The organism is Kitasatospora sp. NBC_01560 (genome assembly GCF_045208415.1).
Lineage (GTDB): Bacteria > Actinomycetota > Actinomycetes > Streptomycetales > Streptomycetaceae > Kitasatospora.
In genome coordinates, this window is sequence record NZ_CP109364.1 from 3,605,247 (window position 1) to 3,631,756 (window position 26,510).

At 72.5% G+C, this 26,510-nt stretch carries 23 protein-coding genes and 1 tRNA gene; 10 read left to right on the forward strand and 14 right to left on the reverse strand.

The genetic code is table 11. The features are described 5' to 3' along the window. Nucleotides 1–80: 80 nt before the first annotated feature. The 4 genes from OH807_RS15455 to OH807_RS15470 all read right to left on the reverse strand — a co-directional run bounded on the left by OH807_RS15455 (nt 81) and on the right by OH807_RS15470 (nt 4,523). A complete protein-coding gene (locus tag OH807_RS15455; protein WP_406198841.1) occupies nt 81–1,508 on the reverse strand; it encodes a DUF445 domain-containing protein in 1,428 nt (475 codons plus the stop codon). Nucleotides 1,509–1,742: 234 nt separating this feature from the next. Next, a complete protein-coding gene (locus tag OH807_RS15460; protein ID WP_406198844.1) occupies nt 1,743–2,702 on the reverse strand; it encodes an ATP-binding cassette domain-containing protein in 960 nt (319 codons plus the stop codon). 29 nt (nt 2,703–2,731) lie between these two features. Then, nucleotides 2,732–3,571 carry an ABC transporter permease gene (locus OH807_RS15465; RefSeq protein WP_406210997.1) on the reverse strand — a complete coding sequence of 280 codons (840 nt, stop codon included), beginning with the start codon at nt 3,569–3,571 and terminating at the stop codon, nt 2,732–2,734. Nucleotides 3,572–3,662: 91 nt separating this feature from the next. Next, nucleotides 3,663–4,523 (reverse strand): ABC transporter permease, encoded by an 861-nt coding sequence (locus OH807_RS15470; RefSeq protein WP_406198846.1) that lies wholly within the window; start codon nt 4,521–4,523, stop codon nt 3,663–3,665. Between the two features lie 226 nt (nt 4,524–4,749). Between OH807_RS15470 and OH807_RS15475 the strand changes: the two genes are divergently transcribed. Further along, the gene (locus OH807_RS15475; protein WP_406198848.1) at nt 4,750–7,104 is read left to right on the forward strand and encodes a transglycosylase domain-containing protein; all 2,355 of its coding nucleotides are present in this window, start codon (nt 4,750–4,752) and stop codon (nt 7,102–7,104) included. Between the two features lie 37 nt (nt 7,105–7,141). Here OH807_RS15475 and OH807_RS15480 read toward each other — a convergent pair whose 3' ends face one another. The 3 genes from OH807_RS15480 to OH807_RS15490 all read right to left on the reverse strand — a co-directional run bounded on the left by OH807_RS15480 (nt 7,142) and on the right by OH807_RS15490 (nt 9,341). After that, the gene (locus OH807_RS15480; protein ID WP_406198850.1) at nt 7,142–8,317 is read right to left on the reverse strand and encodes a winged helix DNA-binding domain-containing protein; all 1,176 of its coding nucleotides are present in this window, start codon (nt 8,315–8,317) and stop codon (nt 7,142–7,144) included. A 140-nt stretch (nt 8,318–8,457) separates the two neighbouring features. Further along, nucleotides 8,458–8,760: a GroES family chaperonin gene (locus tag OH807_RS15485; protein WP_406210999.1), complete on the reverse strand. Its 303-nt coding sequence runs from the start codon at nt 8,758–8,760 to the stop codon at nt 8,458–8,460. Nucleotides 8,761–9,029: 269 nt separating this feature from the next. Beyond that, complete coding sequence (locus tag OH807_RS15490) at nt 9,030–9,341, reverse strand: DUF3618 domain-containing protein (RefSeq protein WP_406198853.1); 312 nt, start codon at nt 9,339–9,341, stop codon at nt 9,030–9,032. A gap of 174 nt (nt 9,342–9,515) precedes the next feature. Here OH807_RS15490 and bcp point away from each other — a divergent pair, with 174 nt between their 5' ends. Next, nucleotides 9,516–9,992, forward strand: coding sequence for a thioredoxin-dependent thiol peroxidase (gene bcp / locus OH807_RS15495; protein ID WP_406198855.1), 477 nt, complete (start codon nt 9,516–9,518; stop codon nt 9,990–9,992). Nucleotides 9,993–10,110: 118 nt separating this feature from the next. On the opposite strand, the gene OH807_RS15500 is transcribed toward bcp, so the two are convergent. Both OH807_RS15500 and OH807_RS15505 read right to left on the reverse strand, forming a co-directional pair. Beyond that, nucleotides 10,111–12,591 carry a chitinase C-terminal domain-containing protein gene (locus OH807_RS15500; RefSeq protein ID WP_406198858.1) on the reverse strand — a complete coding sequence of 827 codons (2,481 nt, stop codon included), beginning with the start codon at nt 12,589–12,591 and terminating at the stop codon, nt 10,111–10,113. 193 nt (nt 12,592–12,784) lie between these two features. Further along, the gene (locus OH807_RS15505) at nt 12,785–13,423 is read right to left on the reverse strand and encodes a CGNR zinc finger domain-containing protein (RefSeq protein WP_406198860.1); all 639 of its coding nucleotides are present in this window, start codon (nt 13,421–13,423) and stop codon (nt 12,785–12,787) included. Nucleotides 13,424–13,511: 88 nt separating this feature from the next. On the opposite strand from OH807_RS15505, the gene OH807_RS15510 reads away from it, so the two are divergent. The 3 genes from OH807_RS15510 to OH807_RS15520 all read left to right on the forward strand — a co-directional run bounded on the left by OH807_RS15510 (nt 13,512) and on the right by OH807_RS15520 (nt 14,888). After that, nucleotides 13,512–13,997 carry an HPP family protein gene (locus OH807_RS15510; RefSeq protein WP_406198862.1) on the forward strand — a complete coding sequence of 162 codons (486 nt, stop codon included), beginning with the start codon at nt 13,512–13,514 and terminating at the stop codon, nt 13,995–13,997. 77 nt (nt 13,998–14,074) lie between these two features. Further along, the gene (locus OH807_RS15515; RefSeq protein WP_406198864.1) at nt 14,075–14,761 is read left to right on the forward strand and encodes an HNH endonuclease signature motif containing protein; all 687 of its coding nucleotides are present in this window, start codon (nt 14,075–14,077) and stop codon (nt 14,759–14,761) included. 41 nt (nt 14,762–14,802) lie between these two features. Then, a tRNA-Leu gene (locus OH807_RS15520) sits at nt 14,803–14,888 on the forward strand. Nucleotides 14,889–14,954: 66 nt separating this feature from the next. On the opposite strand, the gene rdgB is transcribed toward OH807_RS15520, so the two are convergent. The 4 genes from rdgB to OH807_RS15540 all read right to left on the reverse strand — a co-directional run bounded on the left by rdgB (nt 14,955) and on the right by OH807_RS15540 (nt 17,499). Further along, nucleotides 14,955–15,560, reverse strand: coding sequence for an RdgB/HAM1 family non-canonical purine NTP pyrophosphatase (gene rdgB / locus OH807_RS15525; RefSeq protein ID WP_406198867.1), 606 nt, complete (start codon nt 15,558–15,560; stop codon nt 14,955–14,957). Between the two features lie 20 nt (nt 15,561–15,580). After that, entirely contained in the window at nt 15,581–15,970 is a 390-nt protein-coding gene (locus OH807_RS15530; RefSeq protein WP_406198869.1) for a hypothetical protein, read from the reverse strand. A 168-nt stretch (nt 15,971–16,138) separates the two neighbouring features. Then, nucleotides 16,139–16,864 carry a ribonuclease PH gene (gene rph / locus OH807_RS15535; RefSeq protein ID WP_405359964.1) on the reverse strand — a complete coding sequence of 242 codons (726 nt, stop codon included), beginning with the start codon at nt 16,862–16,864 and terminating at the stop codon, nt 16,139–16,141. A 275-nt stretch (nt 16,865–17,139) separates the two neighbouring features. Continuing rightward, the gene (locus OH807_RS15540; RefSeq protein ID WP_406198872.1) at nt 17,140–17,499 is read right to left on the reverse strand and encodes a glucose PTS transporter subunit EIIB; all 360 of its coding nucleotides are present in this window, start codon (nt 17,497–17,499) and stop codon (nt 17,140–17,142) included. Between the two features lie 274 nt (nt 17,500–17,773). On the opposite strand from OH807_RS15540, the gene OH807_RS15545 reads away from it, so the two are divergent. From OH807_RS15545 to OH807_RS15560, 4 genes are all read left to right on the forward strand, one after another. Then, nucleotides 17,774–19,063: a PTS transporter subunit EIIC gene (locus OH807_RS15545; protein ID WP_406198874.1), complete on the forward strand. Its 1,290-nt coding sequence runs from the start codon at nt 17,774–17,776 to the stop codon at nt 19,061–19,063. A 1,024-nt stretch (nt 19,064–20,087) separates the two neighbouring features. Next, nucleotides 20,088–21,365 (forward strand): PTS transporter subunit EIIC, encoded by a 1,278-nt coding sequence (locus tag OH807_RS15550; protein WP_406198876.1) that lies wholly within the window; start codon nt 20,088–20,090, stop codon nt 21,363–21,365. 534 nt (nt 21,366–21,899) lie between these two features. Next, nucleotides 21,900–23,003, forward strand: a complete 1,104-nt coding sequence (locus tag OH807_RS15555) for an LLM class flavin-dependent oxidoreductase (protein ID WP_406198878.1) — start codon at nt 21,900–21,902, stop codon at nt 23,001–23,003. Next, the gene (locus OH807_RS15560; protein ID WP_406198880.1) at nt 23,000–24,286 is read left to right on the forward strand and encodes an LLM class flavin-dependent oxidoreductase; all 1,287 of its coding nucleotides are present in this window, start codon (nt 23,000–23,002) and stop codon (nt 24,284–24,286) included. The genes OH807_RS15555 and OH807_RS15560 overlap by 4 nt, the downstream gene beginning before the upstream one ends. Nucleotides 24,287–24,333: 47 nt before the next feature. Here OH807_RS15560 and OH807_RS15565 read toward each other — a convergent pair whose 3' ends face one another. Continuing rightward, complete coding sequence (locus OH807_RS15565) at nt 24,334–25,377, reverse strand: LuxR C-terminal-related transcriptional regulator (RefSeq protein WP_406198882.1); 1,044 nt, start codon at nt 25,375–25,377, stop codon at nt 24,334–24,336. Between the two features lie 177 nt (nt 25,378–25,554). Between OH807_RS15565 and OH807_RS15570 the strand changes: the two genes are divergently transcribed. Further along, entirely contained in the window at nt 25,555–26,469 is a 915-nt protein-coding gene (locus OH807_RS15570; protein WP_406198885.1) for a branched-chain amino acid transaminase, read from the forward strand. The last annotated feature ends 41 nt before the right edge of the window (nt 26,470–26,510 follow it).

Sequence of the window (26,510 nt, forward strand, 5' to 3'; positions counted from 1 at the left end):
CTACGTCTTCCACGACTCTGCGCTTCGCCGCGCCTCTACGCGCGTACCAAGCAGTGTGCGCCAGGATAAGCACAGGCGCCTCACCCGCCGAGCGTGACCGCCGCGGTGTGGATGAGCAGCCCGGCCAGCGCGCCGACCACGGTGCCGTTGATCCGGATGAACTGGAGGTCGCGGCCGACGTTGGCCTCGATCTTGCGGGAGGCGTCGTCCGCGTCCCAGCCCGCCACCGTCTCGGAGATCAGCGAGGTGATCTCGGCGCGGTACGTCTCGACCAGGTACTGGGCGGCGTCCTGGAGCCAGCCGTCCGCCTTGGCCTGGAGCTTGCGGTCGGTCGCCAGGCGGGCGCCGAAGTCGCGCACGCCGGTGGTGATGCGCCGGCGCAGTTCGCTGTCCTCGTCCTCGGCGGCGTTCATCACCAGGGTGCGGACGGCCGCCCAGGTGGAGGCGATGAGGTCCTGCACCTCGGGACGGGCCAGCAGGTCGGCCTTGGCCCGCTCGACCCGGGCGATGGTCTCCGGGTCGGTCTGGAGTTCGGTGGCGAAGTCGGCGAGGAAGGTGTCGACGGCGCCGCGGGCCGGGTGGGCGGGGTCGTCGCGGATGTCGGTGACGAACCGCATCAGCTCCTTGTAGACCCTCTCGCCGACCTGGTGGTCGAGGAACTTGGGCGTCCACCCCGGGGTCTTCTGGGTGACCTTCTGGACCACCTCCTCGTGGTTCACCGCCAGCCAGTCGTGCACCCGGACGGCGACCAGGTCGACCACGCCGTGGTGCCCGCCGTCGGCGACCACCTTGCCGAGCATCCGGCCCATCGGCTCGGCCACCGAGGTGGCGGCGGCCCGCCTGGTCACCGCCTCACCGACGACCGCCTGCACGTCGTCGTCGCGCAGCACCGCCAGCACACCGCGCAGCGCCGCCGAGGCCTCCTTGGTGACCCGCTCGGCGCTGCCGGGGGCGGCCAGCCACTCGCCCAGCCGGCGGCCGATCCCGAGGGCGGCGAGCCGGCCGCGCACGACCTGCCCGGAGAGGAAGTTGTCACCGACGAAGTCGCCGAGCGAGCGGCCGAAGGCGTCCTTCTTGGTGGGGATGATCGCGGTGTGCGGGATCGGCAGGCCGAACGGACGGCGGAACAGCGCGGTCACGGCGAACCAGTCGGCGAGCGCACCGACCATGCCCGCCTCGGCGGCGGCCGCGACGTAGCCGGCCCAGCTGCCGGCACCGGCCGCCTTCGCCCACGTGGCCAGGGCGAAGACCAGGGTCGCGAAGGCCAACAGGCCCGTCGCGATGGTCTTCATCCGGCGGACGCCGCGTCTCTTCTCCTCGTCGGCCGCGGTGAACCGCACCCCGGGCCCGGTCCCGCTGAAGGCTTCGTCACTCACCCCGCCAGTCTGCCCGGTGCGTGGCGCGAGCGGAGGGCGCGCCCCGCCAATACGCGCCGGGCGCGCACCAGCAGGCGCTCCGGGCAGGTGCGCCCCGCCCCGCCGCGCCGACCGCCGGACCGACAACCGCACCGCCCCCGACGGGCGGGCCGAGCCGGCCGGCTCCTCGGCGCGGTACGGCCGATCCGCGACGTACAGCCGATCCGCCAGGTACAGCCGATCCGCGACGTACAGCCGAGCCCCGACGTACGGCCACGCCCGGCCGGCCGGCGGCGAGTTCGAGCCACAGCCGGCCGGGGACGGGCACCAGCCACCGGAACGCCGACGGGTGCGCCCGGCCCCGTACGAGGCCGGGCGCGCCGACGGTCAGCCGGTCGCGGCCTCCGCGTACATCCGGGCGATCACGTCCTCGATCGCCGGCTCCCGCACGGAGAGGTCCACCATCGGGTACCGCTCGGCGACGGCGGCGACGATCGGGGCGGCACTCTGCCGGGCCGGGAAGGCCAGCCACTGCCGCGGGCCCTCCACCTTCACCACCCGTGCGCCGGCCACCTCGATCGGCGGCCGGGCCTCGGCGAGGTCGACCACCAGGGTCCGCTCGCTGCGGCCCGCCGCGTGCAGCCTGTCCAGGCCGCCGTCGTGGACGACCCGGCCGTGGTCGATCACCATGACCCGGCCGCAGAGCTGCTCGATGTCGGTGAGGTCGTGCGTGGTGAGCAGCACGGTCGTCCCCTGGTCGCGGTTGGCCTCGCGCAGGAAGTCGCGCACCTTGCCCTTGCTGACGACGTCGAGCCCGATGGTGGGCTCGTCCAGGTAGAGCACCTGCGGGTCGTGCAGCAGCGCCGCCGCGAGGTCCCCGCGCATCCGCTGGCCGAGCGAGAGCTGACGGACCGGGGTGTCCAGCAGGCCGCCGAGGTCGAGGAGTTCGACGCAGCGGTCGAGGTTGGCCCGATATCGCCCGTCGGGGATGCGGTAGAGCCGGCGGGCGAGTTCGTAGGATTCACGCAGCGGGAGGTCCCACCAGAGCGTGGTGCGCTGGCCGAAGACGACGCCGATCCGGCGGGCGAGCGCGACGCGCTGGCGGGCCGGGTCGACGCCGGCCACCCGCAGGCGGCCGCCGGAGGGCACCAGGATGCCGGTGAGCATCTTGATGGTGGTGGACTTGCCGGCGCCGTTCGGGCCGATGTAGCCGACGCACTCGCCGGCCTCCACCCGGAAGGTCAGTCCGTCGACGGCGCGCACCTCGCGCTTCTCCCGCCTGAACCGGCCCGCCCGGGTGCGGACGGTGAAGGTGCGGCGGACGTCGTCGAGTTCGATCAGTGCCATGGGAGTTGTCCGTTCTTCGGGGATCGGGGTCAGCTGCCGGTGCCGCGGTAGGCCCGCAGCCCGGCGCGCCAGGCGAGGCCGGCGGCGGCGCAGCAGAGCACGGCGGCGAGCGGCGAGGCGTACTGGAAGGCGGTGGGCAGCCCGAGCGGGTCGGGCCGGCCGAGGATGCGCAGGGCGGGCAGCCAGTTGACGAAGGCGAGCGGGACGCCGAAGACCACGCCGGCCACCAGCTCCCGGGCGAAGATCGTCGGCGGGTACTGCAGCAGGGTGGCGCCGCCGTAGGTGAGGGCGTTCTGCAGCTCGCCGGCCTCGCCCCACCAGAACTGCACGGTGGCGCCGCCGATGAAGGCCGCCGCGAAGATCACGCTGCCGCAGACGAGCAGGACCGGCACCAGCAGCACCCTGTCCCACGTCCAGTGGACGTCCAGCGCGGCGAGCGACCAGACCAGGACGGCGGCGCCCTGGACGGGCCGGCCGAGCCGGCGCAGGGTGAAGCGCTCGGCGCAGAGCTGGGCGAGCGCCGGGGCGGGGCGGATCAGCATGGTGTCCAGGCTCCCGGTGCGGATCCGTTCGCCCAGCGCGTCGGCCGTGCCGACCAGCAGGTTGGCGGTGCCCAGGGCGAACGCCGAGGTGCCGTACAGGAAGCCGAGTTCGGGCAGGGTCCAGCCGCCGAGGGCGCTGGTGTGCCGGAACATCACCAGGATGACGACGAAGTCGAGGAAGGTGACGACGGTGCTGGCCAGGGCCATCAGGGTGAAGGAGAGCCGGTAGGACATGGTGGAGCGGTTCCACATCGCAGCCACCAGCCACCAGGAGCGGACCGCCTCGCGGACCCGTGCGGGCACCGTGGCGGTCCGGACGGCGGGCATCCCGGCGTGAACGGGGAGCGCTTCGGCGGGCATCGCAGCATGGGCGGGGAGCGCTTCGCCGTGCGCGGCGAGCGCCTCGGTGGGGACGGTGTCAGCCACCCTGGACCACCACCTTGCGGGTGGCGAGGAGCTGGACGAGGTGCCCGGCGCCGAGCAGCAGGACGGCCCAGAGCAGTTGGAGGCCGAGGGCGCCGAGCAGGCCGGCGCCGCTGTGCCGCTCCAGGAAGACGTCGGTGGGGATCTGGACCATGGCCGCCCAGGGCAGCAGCGGGGCGAGCTCACCGAGCAGGCCGGGGAAGAGGCCGAGCGGCAGCAGCATCCCGGAGAGGAACATCGTCACGACCACCATGACCGAGCGGATGCCCTCCGCGTCCTGGAGCCAGAACCCGGTGAGCGAGACCAGGAAGCGCAGCGCGAAGCTGACCACCACCGCGAGCAGGACGGCGAGCAGGAACGCGGCCCAGACGACCGGGTCGTGCGGGAGCCGGGTGTCGAAGGCGAGGCAGCCGGCGACGGTCGGCAGCACACCGCGGGCCAGCAGTTGGAAGCTGGCCCGGCCGAGGTCGTTGGCCAGCCACCAGCCCTGGAAGTCGACCGGGCGGTAGAGGTCGACCGCGATGTCGCCCTTGCGGAACCGCTCCTGGATGTCGTCCTGGAAGCCGCCGCCGAAGACCGCGACGGTGGCCAGCAGGGACTGGCTGATCCAGATGTAGGTGACGGCCTGGGCGGTGTCGTAGCCGCCGAGGCCTGGCCTGGCCTGCCAGAGGGCGAGGAAGGTGTAGGCCAGGATGAAGCCGAAGACGGTGTTGGTGAAGACGCCGGCCAGCGTGGCGGCGCGGTAGGTGGAGTAGCGGCGGAACGCACCGCGCGCGACGGCGAGGTAGAGGCGGACGGTGCCGCCGAGGTCGGGTGGGGGCCTGAGGCGTGTCGCCCCGGAAGGAGCGTTCAGCATATTGTCTCCTTGTCGACAAATACGAGCAGACGGATACGCGCAGGGACACCGGCGCACGCCGGAACGGCCCCGACCGTCCCCACCCGGGGGTACCGGGCCGGGCGGGCGGAGCTGCCGCACTGGCTGCGCTATCTGGTTCTCACCTTTCACCGTACTGCCGACGATCGGCAGACGCACCCGGTTTTTCCACCACCTGATCCCGGATCAAATAGCACATAATCGCGGCATGACCTTGAGGGCAGACCACCGCACCCGGCGCCAGGCCAAACGGGCCGCCCGTCGCGAAGCCCGCCGTGCCAAGCCGTTCTGGCGCCGTCTCCTGCCCACCTGGCGGGTCACCCTGGGCGCGCTCACCGCCGTCCTGCTGCTCGCCGTCGGCTCCTTCGCCGTGCTCTACCTCATCGTCCCGGTGCCCGATGCCAACGCCCACGCCGTCGCCCAGAACAACATCTACCTGTACTCCGACGACACCACCGAGATCGCCCGCACCGGCGCCGTCAACCGCACCGACGTCACCATCACCCAGATCCCGCCCGACACCCAGCACGCCGTCGTCTCCGCCGAGGACCGCACCTTCTACCAGAACCGCGGCATCGACCTGAAGGGCATGGTCCGGGCCGGCTGGAACACCCTCACCGGCAAGGGCATGCAGGGCGGCTCCACCATCACCCAGCAGTACGTCAAGAACTACTACCTGACCCAGGACCAGACCATCGAGCGCAAGGGCCGCGAGCTCTTCATCGCCCTCAAGGTCGACCAGCAGCGCAGCAAGAACGAGATCCTCACCGGCTACCTCAACAGCAGCTACTTCGGCCGCAACGCCTACGGCATCCAGAGCGCCGCGCACGCCTACTACGGCGTCGACGTCTCCCAGCTCACCCTCCCCCAGGGCGCCTACCTCGCCGCCCTGCTCCAGGCCCCCAGCGTCTACGACGTCAAGACCGCCACCCCCGCCAACCGCGAGAAGGCCGTCGCCCGCTGGAACTACACCCTCGACGGCATGGTCCAGCTCGGCTTCCTCACCGCCGCCGACCGCGCCGCCATCACCTTCCCCGACCCCATCGACCCGCAGCCCGCCACCGGCCTCGGCGGCCAGGCCGGCTACCTCGTCGGCGTCGCCGACGACTACCTCGTCTCCGCCGGCATCATCGACACCCCCACCCTCAAGGCCGGCGGCTGGCGCATCACCACCACCTTCGACAAGCCCAAGCAGGACGCCTTCACCCGCGCCGTCCAGCAGGAGCTCACCGACGAACTCGACCCCGCCAAACGGCCCGCCACCGACACCGACGTCCGCGTCGCCGGCGCCTCCGTGGAACCGGCCACCGGCCGGGTCGTCGCCGTCTACGGCGGCCCCGACTACGCCAAGCAGCCCTACAACGACGCCCTGCGCCAGGACAACCAGATCGGCTCCACCTTCAAGCCCATCGACCTCGCCGCCGGCCTCAACTCCGGCCGCAGCAGCGGCGACGGCCGCCCGATCAGCACCGAGACCCGCTACGACGGCACCAGCGAACGCCCCGTCACCGGCGGCCCCACCCCGTACGCGCCGCCCAACGAGGACGGCACCGACTACGGCAGCATCACCCTGCGCCAGGCCATGGCCAAGTCCGTCAACTCGGTCTACGCCCAGGAAGGCGTCGACGCCGGGCTCGCCCACGTCCGGGAGACCGCCGTCCGGCTCGGCATCCCCGACGACGTCCCCGGCATGGACCCGGCCAACACCTCGATGACCCTCGGCACCGCCACCCCGAGCGCCCTCGACCTCGCCGGCGCCTACGCCGCCTTCGCCAACCACGGCCAGGCGTACACCCCGTGGTCCGTCACCAAACTCGAACGCGTCCACACCGGCGGCGCCATCGACGTCCCCAAGATGCCCGAGCACGTCCCCGTCACCGCGCTCGACCGCGGCACCGCCGACGCCGTCACCGACGTCCTGCGCGACGTCATCAGCCCCCGGGGCACCGGCGCCGCCGCCCTCGACCTCGGCCGCCCCGCCGCCGGCAAGACCGGCACCACCGACTCCAACCTCTCCGCCTGGTTCGCCGGCTACACCCCCGAACTCACCACCACCGTCGGCCTGTTCCGGGAGAATCCGAAGACCCACGCCAAGGAACCGCTGGCCGGCACGGCCGGCTACACCCGGGTCAACGGCGGCGCCTTCCCGACCGAGATCTGGACCGCCTACATGGCCGACGTCCTCGACGGCACCGACGTCCAGCACTTCGAACTCCAGCCCAGCCGTGGCAACACCCAGCCGAGCACCCCCACCAGCAGCGCCCCCGCCTCACCCACCGCGACCGCCACCACCCCCAGCGCCCAGCCCACCACCGCACCCAGCGCCCCGGCCCCCAGCGCGCCCGCACCGAAGCCGCAGCCCACCCCGACCACGCCGCCCGCCGACCCCCCGGCGCCCGCCGAGCCCACCCAGGCCCCGCCGCCCACCGGCCAGACCCACACCCCCGAAGCGCCGGCCACCCCCAGCAGCCGGCCCACCTCGGCCCGGCCCACCGCACCACCGACCCCGCCCCCAACGGCGCCGCCGGTCGCCGGCGACCCGGTCACCCCGCCGCCCCGCTGACGCCGGCCGGCGTCAGGCGTCCAGCGGCCGGCGACCGTCAGGCGACCAACTCCCGCTCCAACGGCGTCCGGAACCGCGGCGTCACCCGCACCTCCCCCAGCCACCCCGACAACCGCGCCGCCTCCGCCTCCACGGCCGACCGCGCCTGCGCCCCCAGATCCTCGAACAGCCGCCACACGACCTCGCCGTCGGCACGCTGCGCCCAACCGCCGACCACCCGGCCGCACCACCACACCGTCGGCCCCGCGTTGCCCGCCCGGTCGAACAGCAACGGCACGTCCTCCGGCCGCAGGTACCAGTCCCGGCCGCGCCAGCCCATCACGGTCGGATCCAGCGCCGGCAGCAGTGCCGCCCACGGCTCCGGCTCCGCCACCGGCTCCTCGTCCCCCGGCAGCAGCAGACCCACCGCACCGCCGGCCGGCGCCGCGTCCACCGCGCCCACGTCGGCCAGTGCCCGGCGGGTGTCGCCCAGCGTCCAGCCCGTCCACCACTTGACGTCCTCGACGGTGGCCGGGCCGTACGCCGCCAGCCAGCGCCGCGCCACCTCCGCCTTGGCCTCCCGCACCGGAACGTCCGGCCACGGCGCCACCGGAGCCCACGGATAGCTGCTGCTCAGCCAGGAGCCCCGCGGCCGGCACCGCCGCACGTGCCCGTCCGAGGCCAGCAGCCGCAGCAGCCGGCTGCCCACGCTCTGCTTCGCCTCGTACGGCTTGCCCGCCGCCATCAGCATCGTCTCGCGCAGCTCCGGGACGTCCTCCCCGAGCTCGTTGGTCGTCGCCTCGCCGCGCCGCTCCAGCGCCGCCAGCACGGCCCGCTCCGTCCCGGCGAGCCGCTCCTCGTCCCAGCCCTCGGCGAACTCGCGCAGGTGCTTCAGCAGCGTCGCCCGCTCCTTCGCCGCGATCGCCCGCGCGGTGGACGAGCTCACGTACGGCGCGAACCCCTCCGTCACGGCGAAGATCGTCCGCCGCATCGACAGCAGCTTCACCAGCGAGACGTCCTCGTACAGCGCCCGCTCCACCTCCGCCGCCGACGGCTCCGCCAGCCGCGCGCACGCCGACAGGTAGACCGTCGCGGCGTCGGTGGCGTGCAGCCCGACCACCGCGTCCGCCACCTGCTCCACCCGCACCGCCCGGGCGGACGGCGCCAGCAGGTGCCGCACTCCCAACCGGGCCCGACGCTGCTCGTCACCGACCGAAAGCACAAGGCTGCTCATGGCCGGGACGATAACGCCCGGCACCGACAATGCCCGGCACCGACGGCGGGGCGCGTCAAAGTCCGGGCACGTCGACGTCGGGGCATGTCGACGTCAGGGCACATCGACGTCGGGACGGCCCGGCCCGGGGCCCCGGTGGCTCAGAGGTAGAGCCCGGTCGAGCCCTCCGTGTCGCCGAAGCGCATCGCCGCGACGGCGTGCAGGTCCCGCTCGCGCAGCAGCACGTAGGTGGCGCCGCGGACCTCGACCTCCAGCTTGTCCTCCGGGTCGTACAGCACGCGGTCGCCGGGCTCCACCGAGCGGACGCTCTGGCCCACGGCCACCGCCTCCGCCCAGGCGCACCTCTTGCTGAGCTCCGCGGTCGCCGGGATGAGGATGCCGCCGGTCGAGCGGCGCTCGCCCTCGCTGCCCTCGGTCTTCACCAGGACGCGGTCGTGCAGCATCTTGATCGGCAGCTTCTCGCCGAGGCGGTCGTGCCGCGGCAGGTCGTGCTCGGGCGAGGTGGTCAGCGGGGTCGGTTCGTCGTTCGTACTCACGACCCCGAAGGTACCGTCCCCGGGCGCGCGGCGTGACGCTGGCCCGGCCTGCGGGACGGGCCGCCCCACCGGACGGCCCCGCCGGGCCCCGGACGCACCGGAGGCCGGACGCACCGGGCCCCGGACGCACCGGAGGCCGGACGCCAACGGCGCCCGGCCCCACGACGTCCCGCTGCTCAGCCCTTGCGGCGCTTGCGGCCCGAGGCGACCAGCAGCACCAGGCCGACACCGACCAGCGCCACCGGGACGATCCGCTCCTTGCGCGGCTGCCCCTTCTCGTCCACGAACTGCGCCTTGGCCTTCTCCACCAGCCCGCTGGCCGCCACGTACGCCCGGCCGGCCTTCTCCTCCACGGAGGCCACGGCCTTGGCCTTGACCTGGGCGGAGATCGTGCTCGGGTGGACCCGCATGGCGAGCTCGTCCAGGGTCGCCGCCAGCTGGGTGCGGGTGCGGGTGATGTCCGCCTCGATCTGGGCGGTCGTCCTCACCGAGTTGTCCTTCGTGCTCGCCTCGCCCACTCGGGCCACCCCAATTCACTGATGTTGTCCTGTGCGACGGACCCAGTTTGTCAGCTGCCGAGCACGGCCGCGCGGCCCCACCCACCATCGGGGGTAAGTTTGCCGTGGTACGACCACCCGCCCACGCACCAGGAGAGTCCACCCGTGACTGAGCGCCTCCAGCCCGGCGACACCGCGCCCGCCTTCACCCTGTCCGACGCGGACGGGAACCAGGTGTCCCTGGCCGATCACCTCGGCCGCAAGGTGATCGTCTACTTCTACCCCGCCGCGCTCACCCCGGGCTGCACCAAGCAGGCCTGCGACTTCACGGACAACCTGGAGGTCTTCGCCGGCGCCGGGTACGACATCCTCGGCATCTCGCCCGACAAGCCGGAGAAGCTCGGCAAGTTCCGCGAGACCGAGGACCTCAAGGTCACCCTGCTCTCCGACCCGGACCACGCCGTGCTGGAGGCCTACGCCGCGTTCGGCGAGAAGCAGAACTACGGCCGCACCTACCAGGGCGTCATCCGCTCCACCGTGATCGTGGACGAGCAGGGCAAGGTCGAGCGCGCCCTGTACAACGTCAAGGCCACCGGCCACGTCGCCAAGCTGCTGCGCGACCTCAAGGTCGAGACGGCCTGATCCCGCGCCCCGGCCCGGAACGACGCCGGGCCGGCCGCGGGACGACGCAGCGGTGGCGGCGCACCCCCCGACCGGGTGCACCGCCACCGCCGTCTCTCACCTCAGCGAGCCGCTGTCATCAGCAGGCGCCGAGGTCGCTCCAGACGCCCCACGAACCGCTCGCGGCGGGGTCGTCGCCCTTGGTCCACCACTTGTTCTGGTAGTAGTGGCCCTTCCAGGACACCTTGGTGGTGGACGCGTAGGTGGTGCCCGCGTCCCAGCCCGGCGCACCCGTGCAGGCGCCCGAGGTCGGGGTCGCGGTCGGCGTCACCGTGGGCGTGACGGTCGGGGTGACCGTCGGCGTCACGGTGGGCGTCACCGTCGGGGTGACGGTCGGGGTGACCGTCGGGGTCGCGGTCGGCGTGGCCGTCTGCGACGGGGTCGGCGTGGCGGTGCCACCGTCCACCGCACCGCGGCTCAGGTCGCCCTTCAGGCCGTACAGCGTGCCACCGACGTTGACCGTCCAGTTCGACGGCGTCGAGACCGGCAGGTAGTAGACGAAGTCCATGTCGATCGACGCGCCCGGCGCCAGCGACTGCCAGCCCGGCAGCTTCACCGAGACCCGGTTGTAAGTGCCCTTGAGGCCGCCCACGTTGCCCGGACCGGGGTTGTCCTGCTTGATGACGGTCAGCCCGAAGCCGGACTGGTCCTTCGCGTTGCCCGGAGCCGAGTTGCTGTAGTCGAACTGGAACTCGGTGCCGCCGGGCAGGGTCACCGTCGAGTTGTTGACGATGTGGATCTTCGGGTTGATCGGGTAGTTCGAGTCACCCAGCGCGAAGTTGGTGAACGACACGTCGATCGGCAGGGTCTGCTGCGGCAGCGCGGTCGTCGCGCGGACGGCGTTGTACGGCGAGGCCGCCTTGAACTTGTCGTACATCAGCGAGGTCAGCGTCGAGCCGGGGACGTACTGGCCCTTGCCGCCGTTGGCGGTCGCGTCCCACTTGTAGTCGCCCGCGAGCTCCCAGATCATCGCGCCGCCGGCGCCCTGGTTGACGATGTAGTCCGCCTTGGCGCCCACCGACTGCTCGTCCTCGGTGGAGAGGAAGACCTTCTTCGTGTCGTTCCACAGCCACGGCGCCACCAGGGTGGAGCTGTAGTTGCGGATGTAGGTGCCCTGCAGGGCGGTGTCGGTCACGCCGTACTTGGAGAGGTAGTCGGGCACGATGCCCTTCTCCAGGTTCTTCGCGTGCCACATCGGGTTCGAGCCGGCCGGGGACTCCTTGCCCGCGTCGTCCTTGTCGTTCCAGATGTTGTCGATGCCGACAGCGCCGTCGCCACAGGCCGTCAGTCCGGCGCCCACCGGGCAGGTGGTCGCCGAGGCGGTACCCCAGAGGCCGTTGGTGCCGCCGGTGACGTTCTTGAACCCGCGGGTGTAGTACGGCAGGCCGACGTTGATCCGGCCGCCCGGCATCGCACCGCGGAAGTAGTGGTACGACCAGTCCGCGTTCAGGTAGCCGATCCCGCCGTACTGGCCGGTGCCGTACACGTTGGCCGCCGCCAGCTCGCCGTCCTTGCCGTCGTCGAACAGCGAGGCGTTCGGGCCGACGTACTTGTTCCAGGCGCCGTGCAGGTCGTACGACATGATGTTGACGTAGTCCAGGTACTGCGCCACCTGGAAGGTCTCCATGCCGCGCAGCAGGTAGCCGGACGACGGGGCCGCGACCGAGAGCAGGTAGTGCTTGCCGTCGGCGGCACCCGCCCGGTCCAGCTTCTCGCGCAGCGTCTTCATCAGCGCCGCGTAGCCCTTGGCGAGCGAGGCACGCTTGGAGTTGGCGAGCTGCCAGTCCAGCGGGTTGCCCGCGTCCTTCATCGAGGTCGGGTACTCGTAGTCGACGTCGACGCCGTTGAAGCCGTACTTCTTGATGAAGTCGACCGAGGAGTTGGCGAAGGTGTCGATGCCCGCCTGGTTGACGGAGCCGTCCGGGTTGACCGTCAGCGAGTAGAAGCCGCCGGAGTTGACGCGCTTGCCGTCGTCACCGAAGAACCCGCCGGTCTCGGTCCAACCGCCCACCGAGATAATGGTCTTGACGTTCGGGTACTGCTTCTTGTACTTCGTCAGCAGGTTGAAGTGCCCCTTGTAGGGCAGCGACGGGTCCAGCTCGGCACCGGGCACGCCCGGGAAGGAGATCCCGGTGGCCTCGTTCTTGTCGTTGTCGGTGCCGACGGAGAGCTTGTTGTCGCTGCCGACGTGCCCGAAGGCGTAGTTCAGGTGGGTGACCTTGTCCCAGGGGATGTCACTCACCAGGTACGGCTGCGCGCCGTCCTTTCCGGTCCGCCAGCCGGTGAAGTAGCCGATGATGCGGCGCTGGTGGTCGGCGCCCATCTTCTCGCGGCCGGCGGTGTCGTAGACGTTGCAGTACGGGACGTCCACCCCGGGCGTCTGGTACATGCCGTCGGGCCGACAGGCCGAGTTGTCGACGGTCGCGGACGCCTGCGAGGGCGCCGCGCCCAGCGTCGCCACCAGCAGGCCGGCCAGGCCGGCAGCCGCCAGCGAGGCCAGGCCGGCACGGGCGGCCGGGTTCTTGGAACGACGGGCAGCGGTGGGACGCCGCTCCGCCATGGATCGGATCAACACTCGGTCCTCCGGGAGAGAGTGTCGGCGCGTACCTGTGGGGGAGCACGCACGTGGGGGATTGCGGATTGGCGCTGAAGCTATGTGGTCTGAACCACATAGGTCAATAGGTCTGTACCAATTGGTAATCAAATCCCCAACATCGCCGGTCGAACGGCCGATACCCGCCGGTCATAACCGGTCATTCCTCCGTATGCCCAGCCGCATGCCCGGCCGCATGCTCGGCCGCATGCCGACGACTGTGCCGCGCCACCCGCACCCGCGTCCCGCACGATGCCGAGCACCACGAGCGGCGCGCGTGCCGCTGCAGGAAGAACAGGATGCAGCCGGGCGCCGGACACGCCCGCACCAGATCCCGCCGATCCCCCGTCAGCAACTCCACCGCCGACTGCGCCACCCGCCCCAGCAGCACCGCCCCGCGCTCCCCCGCCACCGAACGGCGCACCCCCGTGCCGACCGCCCCCGGCGACAGCTCCACCCACCCCGGCGCCGCCCGCACCGCGGCATTGACCACCGCGACATCCGCCGCCCCCGCCGGCTCCCCCGCCACCACCGCCGTCAGCACCGCGCGCAGCGCCCGGCGCAGCTCCAGGAACGCCGCCAGCTCCGCCGCCCCCAGCTCCCCGGCCGGCGCGTCGGCCGGATCCAGCCACTCGGCCTGCCGCTCCACCCACACCACCAGGTCCGACGGCTCCACCAGCACATCCACCGGATGCCCGCGCAGGCCGCCCCGGACGAACGTGCTGTTCACCAGATCCAGCGCGGGATGCTCGCCGAAAACCGGCATCTCGCCCACCGCGCCGCGCTCCACCGTTCCCATACCTCACGGTAACGCGACTTGCCAGGCGTAAGCCAAGACCCGAATACTAACGCTCAAATACTTCTTCTCCCGTTAGGAGTTCTCCGCCGTGCCCCTCCCCAGCCAAGCCCCCGCACGCCCCACCGCCGGCACCCTCCTCACCTCCACCACCACCGCCGTCACCGCACTCCTCCTCCTCGTCGCCCTCGGCACCCTCACCCGGCAACCCCTCCTCATCCCACCCCTCGCCGCCTCCATGGCCCTCCTCGCCGGCGCCCCCGACCTCCCCCTCGCCCAGCCCCGCAGCGTCATCGGCGGCCAACTCCTCTCCGCCCTCACCGGCTACGCCGTCCTCGCCGCCACCACCCCCGCCTACTGGTCCGCCGCCGTCGCCGGCGGCCTCGCCCTCGGCACCATGACCCTCGCCCGCACCCCCCACTCCCCCGCCGCAGCCACCGCCGTCATCGTCACCCTCACCGCCCCCGACCCCACCCGCTTCCTCCCCCTCCTGCTCCTCGCCACTCTGCTCCTCACCGGCGCCACCCTCCTCGGCGCCCGCCTGACCGGCCGCACCTACCCGAAGTACTGGTGGTGAGGCCGTGACCGAACGGGCCCCCACTCGTTCGCACACCCGGGGGACGGGCGCACACACAGGCCCGAAGGGGGACGACCATGGCGGTCGAGTACACACGTGAACTGCTCACCACCACCGCGGCCGGCGCCGCTTCGCTCGACGAGATGCTGAACACTCTCGGACGGGCACCGAACAAGGACCGTCGTAACTACCTGCGCCGCAAACTGACGGAGTACGGGATCGACACGACGCACTTCCGGCCGACCGGAAGCATCTACACCCGCGAGGTCCTGCAGGAGGCCGTTTCCGCCTGCCGGAGCGTGGCCGGGGTCGTGCGACACCTCAACCAGCGACAGGCCGGCGGGACGCAGGCCCACATCGGCCGCCGGATCAAGGCGCTCGGCATCGACACCTCCCACTTCACCGGCCAGGCCCACAATCGCGGCAAGCGGTCCCCCGGCCGGATCCCGCCCGACCAGCTCCTGGTCAGGCGCCCCGCGGACGCCAAGCGGCTTCCCGGCGCGCGGATCCGCCAGGCACTCGCGGAACTCGGCCGCCCGGAGCTGTGCGAGGACTGCGGCACCGGACCGCAGTGGCGCGGTCGCGCGCTCACCCTGGAGGTGGACCACATCAACGGCGACTGGTCCGACAACCGCCCGGACAACCTCCGACTGCTCTGCCCGAACTGTCACGCCATCACCGACACCTACTGCGGGCGCAACAGGAACAAGCCCGGGAAGCCCGCCCGGACCGCACCCGGGACGGCACCACACCGGGCGAAATGACGGTGTCCCCGAACCGGGCATGCCCCTAGACTGAAGGCGATGCGGCCTTGGCGAAAGGGCAGCCGCGCGGGTTTTAGGTGCCCGTGGGAGAAATCCCGTGAGGGTTCGAATCCCTCAGGCCGCACCAGCCTTGGAAGCAAAGGCCCGCCCGGAGATGATCTCCGGGCGGGCCTTTGTCGATCCCCATGACTCGTCAGCCGAGCAGCTCCTGCACCACCGGGACGAGGCCGCGGAAGGCCTTGCCGCGGTGGCTGATGGCGTTCTTCTCGTCGGCCGTCAGCTCGGCGCACGTCCGGGTCTCCCCCAGCGGCTCCAGGATCGGGTCGTAGCCGAAGCCGCCGGCGCCGCTCGGGGCGGTGCGCAGGGTGCCGAGGAGGCGGCCCTCGACGACGCGCTCGGTGCCGTCGGGCAGGGCCAGGGCGGCGGCGCAGAAGAAATGGGCGCCGCGGTGCGGGGCGTCGATGTCGCCGAGCTGGGCGAGCAGCAGCTCCAGGTTGGCGCGGTCGTCGCCGTGCTTGCCGGCCCAGCGGGCGGAGAAGATGCCGGGTGCGCCGCCGAGCACGTCGACGCAGAGGCCGGAGTCGTCGGCGACGGCGGGCAGGCCGGTGGCCCGGGCGAGGGCGTGGGCCTTGAGGAGGGCGTTCTCCGCGAAGGTGACGCCGGTCTCGGGGACGTCCGGGATCTCGGGGTAGGCGTCGGCGCCGACCAGTTCGACGTCCAGACCGGCGTCACCGAGGATGGCGCGGAGTTCGGCGACCTTGTGCCGGTTACGGGTGGCGAGGATGAGTCGGGTGGTCATGAACCCACCCTAACCGGACGTCAGCCGGTGCAGACCTTGGTGAGGTTGCCGGCGGCGTCGCCGAGCGGTCCGAGGTCGGGGATCTGCTTGCCGTCGACCGCCTGCTGGACCTTGTCCACCTGGGTGTTGAGGTCGTTGAGCGCCTTGACGACGTCGGTGTCCTTGGAGTTCTTGCCGAGCTGGTCGAGGTCGTTCTTGAGCTTCTGCAGGGCGGTGCCGGCGGCGGCGGCGTCGTTGCTCGCGTTGTTGTAGGCCTTGGTGACGTCGGCGATGTCGCCGGTGATGCGGACGGCGGTGTTGCCGCAGTCGAGCGCCTTCTGGGCGGCCGAGCAACTGACCATGCTGAGCGGGAGGATGGCGATCAGGCCGGCCACGGCGAGGGTGGCGGGGCGGGCGATGCTCTGGGGCATCCGGTCCTCCTGGGTGCGCGGGTTCCGGTGAGGGAGGACGCGCGTCGGGGGGTGCGCGGTTCCCTCATTCGGTGCTGCGGGAACGGTAAGGGCTCCGGGCCCGGCCTGTACAGCGGTGCGCTGCGGTTCGGCCGTGCTCCGGAGCCCTTCGCCGGCGCCGCCCCGGTCTCAGGCCTCCAGGGCCTTGCGCTGGATCTCGTCCAGTTCGGCGCAGCCGAGGGTGCCGAGGTCGAGCAGCCGGTCGAGGAGGGCGCGGTCGAAGGGGGCGCCCTCGGCGGTGCCCTGGACCTCGACGAAGCGGCCGTCGGAGGTGCAGACGATGTTCATGTCGGTCTCGGCGCGGACGTCCTCCTCGTAGCGGAGGTCGAGCATGGGGGTGCCGTCGATGATGCCGACGCTGACGGCGCTGACGCCGCCGGTGATGGGCTGGCCCTTGGCGCGGAGGATCTTCTTGTCGCGCGCCCAGGCGACGGCGTCGACGAGGGCGACGTAGGCACCGGTGATGGCGGCGGTGCGGGTGCCGCCGTCGGCCTGGAGGACGTCGCAGTCGAGGACGATGGTGTTCTCGGCGAGGGCCCGGTGGTCGATGACGGCGCGCAGCGAGCGGCCGATGAGGCGGCTGATCTCGTGGGTGCGTCCGCCGATGCGGCCCTTGACGGCCTCGCGGTCGCCGCGGGTGTTGGTGGCCCGGGGGAGCATGGAGTACTCGGCGGTGACCCAGCCTTCGCCGCTGCCCTTGCGCCAGCGCGGGACGCCTTCGGTGACGCTGGCGGTGCACAGCACCTTGGTGTCGCCGTAGGAGATGAGGACGGAGCCTTCGGCGTGCTTGCTCCAGCCCCGCTCGATGGTGATGGGGCGGAGCTGTTCGGGGGTGCGGCCGTCGATGCGTGACATAGGCACCGAGCGTAGCCGCTTCCGGCGGGTGGTCCGGGTTCGCCCCGACCGGTCCGCAATCGTGCCCGTTCGGCCGCGGGGCGGGTGTCGGCGTGTCGGCACGTCGGTCCCTCGGCCCCTCGCGGCGTCGGCACGTCGGAGCCCTCGGCCCGCTCGGCCCCCTCAGCCTGCTCGGCCTGCTCGGCCCGCCGGCTCATCGGGCCGCCCGGACAAGCCTCGGCCCGCCGCCCCGGGAGGGACGGCGGGCCGAGGGTGGTGAGCCCGGTGGGCTCAGGTCACATCATGTCCTCGATGTCGGCGGCGATCGGGTCGGCGTCGGTGCCGATGACGACCTGGATCGCGGTGCCCATCTTGACGACGCCGTGGGCGCCGGCGGCCTTGAGTGCGGCCTCGTTGACGAGGGAGGCGTCCTTGACCTCGGTACGGAGGCGGGTGATGCAGCCTTCGACCTCTTCGATGTTGTCGATGCCGCCCAGACCGGCGACGATCTTCTCAGCCTTGCTGGCCATGATTTCTCCCTCTGTCTCGGCCCGCCGGCTGCTCTGCCGGGTGCCGTCCTGCGCTGTGCTGGGGTCCCCGGCCGGGCCGGGGGCGGGTCGCTGCCGGTGCTGACGCGGATTCAGGAGCCGTCGCACTGCCTGGCAGCGCGACAAGCATGACCCGTTCTGGACCGATTTGCCACGTTAGTCCACTTTTGGCCCATTCCGACGCGCACGGTCTGGATCTTCGTCCGAGGATGACGATCAGCGGGGCCTCTGCCCCGGCGCGCGCATCCTGCGTCCCCAAGAGTGGTCTACACCAATATATGTGTACTCCGATGAACGCAGGAAGGGCCCCGGGTGTTCCTGGACCCCGCCCGACGGCCCCCCGCGGGGTCACCGGACGGCAACTGCTCTCGGAGGGCGAAGGATGAGTTCGGCAGGCGCCACAGCCCCGCAGACCAAGTGGTGGCACTCCTTCTACGGCGGACTCCAGAAGATGGGCCGCTCGCTCCAGCTCCCGGTGGCGGTCCTGCCGGCGGCCGGCATCCTGAACCGGCTCGGCCAGCCCGACGTCTTCGGCAAGGACGGCCTGGGCTGGGACGACGTCGCCAAGGTCTTCGCAGCGGCCGGCGGAGCCCTGCTCGACTCCTCACTGGGCCTGCCGATGCTGTTCTGCATCGGCGTGGCGATCGGCATGGCGAAGAAGGCGGACGGCTCGACGGCGCTGGCCGCGGTGGTCGGCTTCCTCGTCTTCTACCAGGTGCTGCACGCCTTCCCGGAGGACTGCACACTGCCGACGGTCCTGATCGGCGACCAGTGCGTGGACTTCACCTCGGCGAAGGCGGCCGCGGCGACGTACCAGAACCCGGGTGTCCTGGGCGGCATCCTGATCGGCCTCCTCTCCGCCTGGCTCTGGGTGCGCTTCCACCGCACCAAGCTGGTCGACTGGCTCGGCTTCTTCAACGGCCGCCGCCTCGTCCCGATGATCACCGCCGTGGTGGGCATGGTGCTGGCCGTCGCCGCCGTCTGGGTGTGGCCGCCGATCGGCCGGGCGATGAACGACTTCAGCCAGGACCTCGCCGACCTCGGGGCGGGCGGCGCGGGCATCTTCGGTGTCGCCAACCGTGCGCTGCTGCTGATCGGCATGCACCAGCTGCTGAACACCTTCGTCTGGTTCCAGTTCGGCGACTACACCAAGCCGGACGGCATGATGGTCCACGGTGACATCCCCCGCTTCCTGGCCGGCGACCCGACGGCCGGCCAGTTCACCTCGGGCTTCTTCCCGATCATGATGTTCGCCCTGCCGGCCGCGGCCATGGCGATGGCCCACTCCGCCAAGCCGCACCGCCGCAAGGAGATCTACGGCCTGATGCTCTCGGTCGGCCTGACCTCCTTCGTCACCGGTGTGACCGAGCCGATCGAGTACTCCTTCGCCTACATCGCCCCCGCGCTGTTCGCGGTGCACGCCCTGCTGACCGGCGCGTCCATGGCGATCACCTGGGGGCTCGGGGTGCACGACGGCTTCAGCTTCTCAGCCGGCCTGATCGACTACGTGATCAACTGGGGGCTGGCCACCAAGCCCTGGATGATCATCCCGATCGGGCTCGGGTTCGCCCTCGTCTACTACGCGCTGTTCCGGATCATCATCGTCAAATTCAACCTGAAAACACCCGGGCGCGAGGACGAGGACGACGTCGAGGACGTGACCAAGGCCTGAACCGAGCGTCACCGCGCGCAATTCCGAAAGGCCCTCGGACCCACCGTCCGGGGGCCTTCGGCATATCCGGAACGGGTCGATGGTCCCGATACGAAAGTCCCGGAATTCGATGACCGGGAATTGTTCCGGCCTGCCCGACCGGGCCACCTCCGCACCACCCAGGCACCGGCCGGCGCCCCCGTGGGCCGCCCGGCCGCCACCCGCCCGTGGCCCGGCGGGAGCCGCCCCAGGGCCCGCGGCGGCACGGCGGACGCCCCCCGACAACCGGGCCGGCGTGGCCTGCGGAGCCGGGGTGGGCGGCCGTCCGGAGCCGGCCTCCGGGCAGCCCGAGTTCGGCACCGAAACCGGGTGGGGGAAGATCGCCGCCGCGCCGGACCGGCCACCGGGCAATGCGCCACCACCGTTCTTCCGCGCGTCGCCACCCGTTTCACCCGGCAAAGGGAAGGCGTGGTCGGGCGGCACCGCAATCCGGCGGCGAATACCGGGCGCCGCGGCCAGGGGGGCCCGAGCCGATCCCGCCGCTCCCCCGCCGCTCCCCCGACGTTCGGCCCCAGGCCGGCCCGTACCCGGCCACCGGGGGCCCGACCGGCCCGGCCCGGACGCCCGGACAGCACCACCGGGCGACCGCACGACCACGGCCGGTACCCGTCGGCCCCGCCGGAGTCTCCACCGGCGCGGCCGCGGACGCCGCCGCCGGACCGCCCCCCGGACCGGCCGCCCGCTCTGCCGCGGAGCCCGCTGCCGAGCCCCCGCCGACCGGCCGTACGCCCACACCCGGCGGCCGGCTCTTTTTGTTGCGCAAATAGCCAAAATCCCAATCACGGCGGGTAATCATGATCGTTGATCCGCAAGTAGGTTTCGATTTCATAGCGCTTCTCACCAGCACCGCTTTCAGGGCTTCCCCCCCTTCTCCGCCCGTGCTACAAAACTGGTCTACACCACGTGTGGTGTAGACCAGTTCGCGGTTCGGCCCCCTGTGCACCTACCCCCGACCGACCCGCCCTGCCGTTAGGAACCCACCCCCATGAGTCAGTCTGCGCAGGCACCGGCGCCCGCCGCGGCTCCGGCCACGCCAAGCCCCACCAAGAAGTTCGGCCAGAACCTGCTTCAGGGTCTGCAGAAGATCGGCCGCAGCCTCCAGCTGCCCATCGCCGTTCTCCCCGCCGCCGGTCTGCTGCTGCGCCTCGGCCAGGACGATGTGTTCGGCAAGGACGGCCTCGGCTGGAACAAGGTCGCCGCGGTGTTCGCCACCGCCGGTGACGCCGTCTTCACCAACCTGCCGCTGCTCTTCGCGGTGGGCATCGCGATCGGCTTCGCGAAGAAGGCCGACGGCTCCACCGCGCTCGCCGCGCTGGTCGGCTTCCTCGTCTACAAGAACGTGCTGACCGCGTTCCCGATCACCGAGTACCAGATCCTGCCCGGCAAGGACGAACCCGCCACGTACCAGAACCCGGGCGTGCTCGGCGGCATCGTGATCGGTCTGCTCTCGGCCGTGCTGTGGCAGAAGTACCACCGCACCAAGCTGGTCGACTGGCTCGGCTTCTTCAACGGCCGCCGCCTCGTCCCGATCCTGATGGCCTTCGTCGGCACCGCCGTCGGCGTCATCTTCGCCCTGACCTGGGGCCCGATCGGCGACGCCATCAAGAGCCTGAACGACACCCTGATCGGTGCCGGCGCGTTCGGTGCGGGCGCCTTCGGCCTGGTCAACCGCGGTCTGCTGCCGGTCGGCATGCACCAGTTCGTGAACTCCTACGCCTGGTTCCAGACCGGTGACTTCACCAAGCCCGACGGCACCGTCGTGCACGGCGACCTGACCCGCTTCTTCGCCGGCGACCCGACCGCCGGACAGTTCATGTCGGGCTTCTACCCGATCATGATGTTCGCACTGCCGGCCGCCGCGTTCGCCATCGCCCACGCCGCCAAGCCGCACCGCCGCAAGGCCGTCACCGGCATGATGCTGTCGCTGGCGCTGACCTCCTTCGTGACCGGCGTCACCGAGCCGATCGAGTTCGCGTTCGTCTTCATCGCCCCGGTCCTGTACGTCATCCACGCGCTGCTGACCGCCGTCTCGATGGCCCTCACCTGGGCCCTCGGCGTGCACGACGGCTTCACCTTCTCCGGTGGCCTGATCGACTACCTGCTGGCGTGGAACAAGGCCACCGACCCATGGCTGATCATCCCGATCGGTCTCGCCTTCGCCGCGCTGTACTACTTCCTCTTCCGCTTCGCGATCACGAAGTTCGACCTCAAGACCCCCGGTCGCGAGGACGACGAGGAGATCGAGGACGTCACCAAGGCCTGACGCCGAGGTACGACCCGACGCGCCCCCGGCCCCGCCCCGCCGCTCGCTCCCCCGAGCGGCGGGGCGGGGCCGTCGCGTTTCCCGGGCCGTCGCGTTCCCGGGCCGTCGCGTTTCCCGGGCCGTCGCGCCTCCCGCCGGCGCCACCGGACCCGCGTCCGGCCCCTCCCGCCCCGGCCGCAGGCCCCTCCCATCGCGGCTCCCGCTCCGGCCCCGACCCCGGCTCCCGTCCCAGCTCCGGGGCCCTGCGGTGAGACGGTGGTTGACGAAGCAGCAAGATCGCTGGTCAACTGAAGCGGTGAACGCCCGGCGCATTCTGGTCTCCCGCAGCCACATCGACTTCGGTCGCGTGTGGTCGGCGGCGTGTTGCACCTGACCTGACCGTTCCCCCACCGCCGCCCGGCTGACGCCCTCGCCGCGCGCCGGTACCGCAGCCCCACTTCCCGTGTCAGCCCGCACCCCGGGCCACCGCCACGTATCCACCTGCGTTCCGCGCGCACCCGCACGCGCCCGCACGAGGAAAGTCAAGGCCTCGCCATGCCCCGCCAGTTGCACCTGTCCGCCGCCCTCGACAGCCCCGGCCGCTTCGACGCCGGCCACTTCGCCGGCCTCGCCCGCCTCGCCGAACGGGCCACCCTCGACTTCGTCACCCTCGACGACTCCTACGCCCCCGAGCCCCAGCGACTCGACGCGCTCGCCACCTTCGCCCGGCTCGCCCCGCAGACCCGCGGCCTCGGCCTCGTCCCGACCGTCACCACCACCCACACCGAGCCGTTCCACACCTCGATCTCGGTGAACACGCTGGACTGGGTGAGCGAGGGCCGGGCCGGCTGGCTGGTCGGCGTCTCGGACACCGAGGCGCAGGCCAGGGCCTTCGGCCGCAAGGGCGTCGCCCCGGCCGACGTGCTCTGGGCCGAGGCCGCCGACGCCGCCGAGGTCGCGGCCCGGCTCTGGGACAGCTGGGAGGACGACGCGGAGATCCGCGACGTGGCCACCGGCCGGTTCATCGACCGCGACAAGCTGCACTACATCGACTTCGACGGCCCGCACTTCTCCGTCCGCGGCCCCTCCATCACCCCGCGTCCGCCGCAGGGCCGGCCGGTGGTCGCGGTCGCGGTCTCCGCCGCCGACCTCGCACCGGACGCCGGCGCCGGCGGGCGGGCCCGGGTGGATACGGCGGCCCGGTACGCCGATGTCGTCCTGCTCGACGCGCCCGACCGGGCCACCCGGCTGACCGCCGCCACCGAGCTGCGGCTGCGCGCGGGCGAGACGCTGCGCATCCTCGCCCGGCTCGACGCCGCCCTGACCGACGAGCGGTCGGTCACCGCCCTGACCGACGAGCTCGTCCGGGGCGGCGGCGGCGTCGACGGCTTCCACCTGGTGCCGGCCGAGCCCGCCCGCGACCTCGCGGCCCTCGCCGACCTGGTCGTACCGGCCCTGCGCGACCGCGGGCTGTTCCGCACCGGCTACACCGGCCGCACCCTGCGCGACCACCTCGGGCTGGCCCGCCCGGCCGGCCGCTACGCCGCCGGGCCCGGCAGCCCGGCCGCAACCACCACGACCGCCGCCGCGACGGCCGCCACCGCCGCCGCTCCGATCACCGCAGCCGCGGTGCCCACCGCCTCCGAGGTGACCCGATGACGGACCGACCGCTCAAGCAGATCCACCTCGCCGCGCACTTCCCGGGCGTCAACAACACCACGGTGTGGGCCGATCCGGCCTCCCGCAGCCAGATCGAGTTCTCCTCCTTCCGGCACCTCGCGGAGACCGCCGAGCGCGGCCTGTTCGACTTCTTCTTCCTCGCCGAGGGCCTGCGGCTGCGCGAGGTGAAGGGCCGGATCCACGACCTGGACGTGGTCGGCCGGCCCGAGTCGATCACCGTCCTGAACGCACTCGCGGCCGTCACCACGCACCTCGGCCTGGCCGCCACCGTCAACGCCACCTTCAACGAGCCCTACGAGCTGGCCCGGCGGTTCGCCTCCCTGGACCACCTCTCCGGCGGGCGCGCGGCCTGGAACGTGGTCACCTCCTCGGACGCCTTCACCGGGGAGAACTTCCGCCGCGGCGGCTACCTCGACCGCGCCGACCGGTACACCCGGGCCGCCGAATTCGTCCAGCTCGCCCGGGAGTTCTGGGACGGCGGGGGCGAGACCGTCCGGCACCGCGGCCCGCAGTTCGACGTCGAGGGGCGGCTCTCGCTCCCCCGGCCGCCGCAGGGCCACCCGGTGGTGATCCAGGCCGGCGACTCCAGCGAGGGGCGGGAGTTCGCCGCCGCCACGGCCGACATCATCTTCAGCCGGCACTCCACCCTGGCCGCCGGCCAGGCCTTCCACGCCGACGTCAAGCGCCGGCTGGCCGCCTACGGCCGCAAGCCGGACGAACTGAAGATCATGCCCGGCGTCACCTACGTGCTGGGCGACACCGACGCCGAGGCCGCCGAGCGCGCCGCGGAGATCCGCCGGGTCCAGGTCGGGCCGCGGACGGCGATCGCCCACCTGGAGCAGATCTGGGGCATCGACCTCTCGGACCACGACCCGGACGGTCCGCTGCCCGCCGTCGACCCCGTGGTGGACAGCACTCTGGTGCAGGGCCGGAGCAAGGCCGGCGACCCGCTGGAGATCGCCGCCAAGTGGCGTGCGGTGGCGGCCGAGAAGAAGCTCAGCAGCCGCGAACTGGTGATCGAGGTGACCGGCCGGCAGTCCTTCATCGGCAGCCCCGCGACGGTCGCCGCGCAGATCAACGAGTTCGTCCAGAACGACGCCTCGGACGGCTTCATCCTCGTCCCGCACCTCACCCCGGGCGGCCTGGACGACTTCGTCGACCAGGTGGTGCCGCTGCTCCAGGAACGCGGGGTGTTCCGGACGGAGTACACCGGGACGACGCTGCGCGAACACCTCGGCCTGCCGGTGCCCGGGCGGCGCTGAACCGCACCGGCCACCACCCGCCGGCCACCGCCGGCGCGCGGCCCGCCTCAGATCCGTCCGAGGCGGGCCGCGTGCACGCCAGCCTGGAAGCGACTCTCCGCGCCGAGATCGGCGGTCAGCTCGGCCACCAGCCGGCGCACCGTCCGCTCGGAGACCTCCAGCTTCCGGGAGATCGCGGCGTCGGTCAGCCCGGCCGCCAGCAGCCGCAGCACCTCACGGTGCCGGCCCGTCATGTCCACAGCTCCGGGCAGGAGTTCCGGCGGGGTCCAGGCGGCCGACCAGAAGTACTCGAACAGCTCCGCCACCAGGGCGACCAGGGCCGGCTCCCGGACCACCACCGCCGCCCCGGCGGCCGGCGCGTCCCCGTCCGGGCCGGCCCCCGGCGCCGGCAGGATCGCCAGCCGGGCGTCGACCACGATCAGCCAGAGCGGCAGCGAGTGCGCCGCCCTGATCCGGGCGCCGGCCGCGGTCAGCTCGCGGACGTGCGCGAGCACCGCGGGCCGGCGCAGCGCCGCGGCCGGGTAGATGGTCCGCAGGGTGGCGCCGTGGGCGAGGGCGAGGCGTTCGCGGGCGAGTTTGCCGGCCAGGGCGGGGCCGGAGAGGTCCTGGCCGGGGCGGAGGGAGAGGGCTTCGGTGCGGGCACCGCGGGCGGCGTCCTCCAGCAGGGCGGCGATCCGGTCGGCGCCGCGGACGAGTTCGAGGGCGGTGCCGGCGTGGTGGCGGTGCTGGACCGGGAGGTAGCTGGTGTGCAGGCGGTCGACGGCGTGGCGGGCCCGGCCGAGCGCGGTGACCAGGGCGGTGACCTGGGTGTCCGCATCGAGGAGCAGCTGGCGGACGGCGGTGTCGACGGAGACCGCGGCGTGTCCGGCGGCGTCGGCGGCGGTGGGCTGGAGCAGTCCGAGGGTGTGCAGTTCGGCGGTGGCGGCGGCCAGGCGGTGTTCGTCCCAGTCCGGGCCCGGGGTGGCCGGCGGGAGTCCGGCAGCGGGTGGGAGTCCGGCCACTGGCGGGAGCCCGGCGGGGGCCGGGAGCCCGGCGCCGGTGAGCAGGCGGGCATAGAGCTGGGCGGCGTCGCGGTCGGCGGGGCTCTCCATCGGCGCAGCCTAGTGAGGCGGGTGCGGGCGGGCCGGGGTTTTCCGAGGGGCGAGACGGTGCGGCTTCCGGCCCGCCTCTGCGCCCTGCCTCCGGGCCTGCTTCCGGTCGCGGTCATGGCCGGTTCCGGCAGGGCCGGGGTGGCTGACCTGCGGCGGGGCGGTGGCCAGGATGGGCGCATGGCTCTTTCCGAGGCTTCGACGATCTGGCTGGACGGCGCGCTGGTGCCCTGGCACCAGGCGCAGACGCACGTGCTGACGCACGGACTGCACTACGGGACGGGAGTGCTGGAGGGGACGAGGGTGTTCGCGACGGCGGACGGTCCGGCGGTGTTCCGGCTGCCGGAGCACCTGGACCGGCTGGGCCGCAGTGCGCGCATGCTAAGAATGGAACTCCCCTTCACTACGGAGGAGTTGGCGGTGGCGACGGTCGAACTGGTGCGGGCCAACGGCCATCGGGCCTGCTACCTGCGGCACTTCGCGTTCCTGGGCTACGGCTCAATGGGGCTGGACATGCGGTTCTCGCCGACCAGCACGGCGATCGCGAGCTGGGAGTGGGAGCCCCAGCTCGCGGACGACGGCGGTGGGATCAGAGTGCGGACGAGCAGTTGGCGGCGCAACGATCCGAACGCGGTTCCGACGGCCGCGAAGGCGACCGGTCCGTACCTGAACGCGGTGCTGGCCCGCCGGGAGGCGACCGACGCGGGGTACGACGAGGCGCTGCTGCTGGGCCCGGACGGTTCGGTGAGCGAGTGCACGGGCGAGAACGTGTTCGCGGTGCGCGGCGGGGTGCTGCGCACTCCGCCGGCGAGCGCGGGCGCACTGGAGGGGATCACGCAGGACACGGTGCTGGTGCTGGCCCGCGATCTCGGCGTGCCGGCGCGGGTGGAGGGGTTGCTGCGGTCGGACCTCTACGCGGCGGACGAGGTGTTCCTGTGCGGGACGGCCGCCGGCATCGTGCCGGTCCGTTCGCTGGACGACCGGGAGCTGCCGGGTGCGCCGGGGCCGGTCACGGCCCGGCTGCGGGAGGCGTACGGGGCGGCGGTGTCGGGTGCCGATCCGCGGTACCGGCACTGGCTGACACCGGTCGGCTGACCGCCTCGACCGGCACGGTCCGGTCCGGCCCGCGCGGGCGG

What these genes read in the sequence shown, in the direction of transcription:
- OH807_RS15530 (WP_406198869.1), bottom strand. Translation starts at nt 15,970, where the DNA reads ATGCCCCAGAGCATCGCCCGCCCCGCCACCCTCGCCGTGGCCGGCCTG.
- rph (WP_405359964.1), bottom strand. Translation starts at nt 16,864, where the DNA reads ATGTCACGCATCGACGGCCGCACCCCCGAACAGCTCCGCCCCATCACC.
- OH807_RS15485 (WP_406210999.1), bottom strand. Translation starts at nt 8,760, where the DNA reads ATGCTGCACGACCGCGTCCTGGTGAAGACCGAGGGCAGCGAGGGCGAG.
- OH807_RS15480 (WP_406198850.1), bottom strand. Translation starts at nt 8,317, where the DNA reads ATGAGCAGCCTTGTGCTTTCGGTCGGTGACGAGCAGCGTCGGGCCCGG.
- OH807_RS15550 (WP_406198876.1), top strand. Translation starts at nt 20,088, where the DNA reads ATGAGTCAGTCTGCGCAGGCACCGGCGCCCGCCGCGGCTCCGGCCACG.
- OH807_RS15545 (WP_406198874.1), top strand. Translation starts at nt 17,774, where the DNA reads ATGAGTTCGGCAGGCGCCACAGCCCCGCAGACCAAGTGGTGGCACTCC.
- OH807_RS15505 (WP_406198860.1), bottom strand. Translation starts at nt 13,423, where the DNA reads ATGGGAACGGTGGAGCGCGGCGCGGTGGGCGAGATGCCGGTTTTCGGC.
- OH807_RS15555 (WP_406198878.1), top strand. Translation starts at nt 21,900, where the DNA reads ATGCCCCGCCAGTTGCACCTGTCCGCCGCCCTCGACAGCCCCGGCCGC.
- OH807_RS15475 (WP_406198848.1), top strand. Translation starts at nt 4,750, where the DNA reads ATGACCTTGAGGGCAGACCACCGCACCCGGCGCCAGGCCAAACGGGCC.
- rdgB (WP_406198867.1), bottom strand. Translation starts at nt 15,560, where the DNA reads ATGACCACCCGACTCATCCTCGCCACCCGTAACCGGCACAAGGTCGCC.
- OH807_RS15470 (WP_406198846.1), bottom strand. Translation starts at nt 4,523, where the DNA reads ATGCTGAACGCTCCTTCCGGGGCGACACGCCTCAGGCCCCCACCCGAC.
- OH807_RS15465 (WP_406210997.1), bottom strand. Translation starts at nt 3,571, where the DNA reads ATGCCCGCCGTCCGGACCGCCACGGTGCCCGCACGGGTCCGCGAGGCG.
- OH807_RS15570 (WP_406198885.1), top strand. Translation starts at nt 25,555, where the DNA reads ATGGCTCTTTCCGAGGCTTCGACGATCTGGCTGGACGGCGCGCTGGTG.
- OH807_RS15560 (WP_406198880.1), top strand. Translation starts at nt 23,000, where the DNA reads ATGACGGACCGACCGCTCAAGCAGATCCACCTCGCCGCGCACTTCCCG.
- OH807_RS15565 (WP_406198882.1), bottom strand. Translation starts at nt 25,377, where the DNA reads ATGGAGAGCCCCGCCGACCGCGACGCCGCCCAGCTCTATGCCCGCCTG.
- OH807_RS15500 (WP_406198858.1), bottom strand. Translation starts at nt 12,591, where the DNA reads ATGGCGGAGCGGCGTCCCACCGCTGCCCGTCGTTCCAAGAACCCGGCC.
- OH807_RS15460 (WP_406198844.1), bottom strand. Translation starts at nt 2,702, where the DNA reads ATGGCACTGATCGAACTCGACGACGTCCGCCGCACCTTCACCGTCCGC.
- OH807_RS15515 (WP_406198864.1), top strand. Translation starts at nt 14,075, where the DNA reads ATGGCGGTCGAGTACACACGTGAACTGCTCACCACCACCGCGGCCGGC.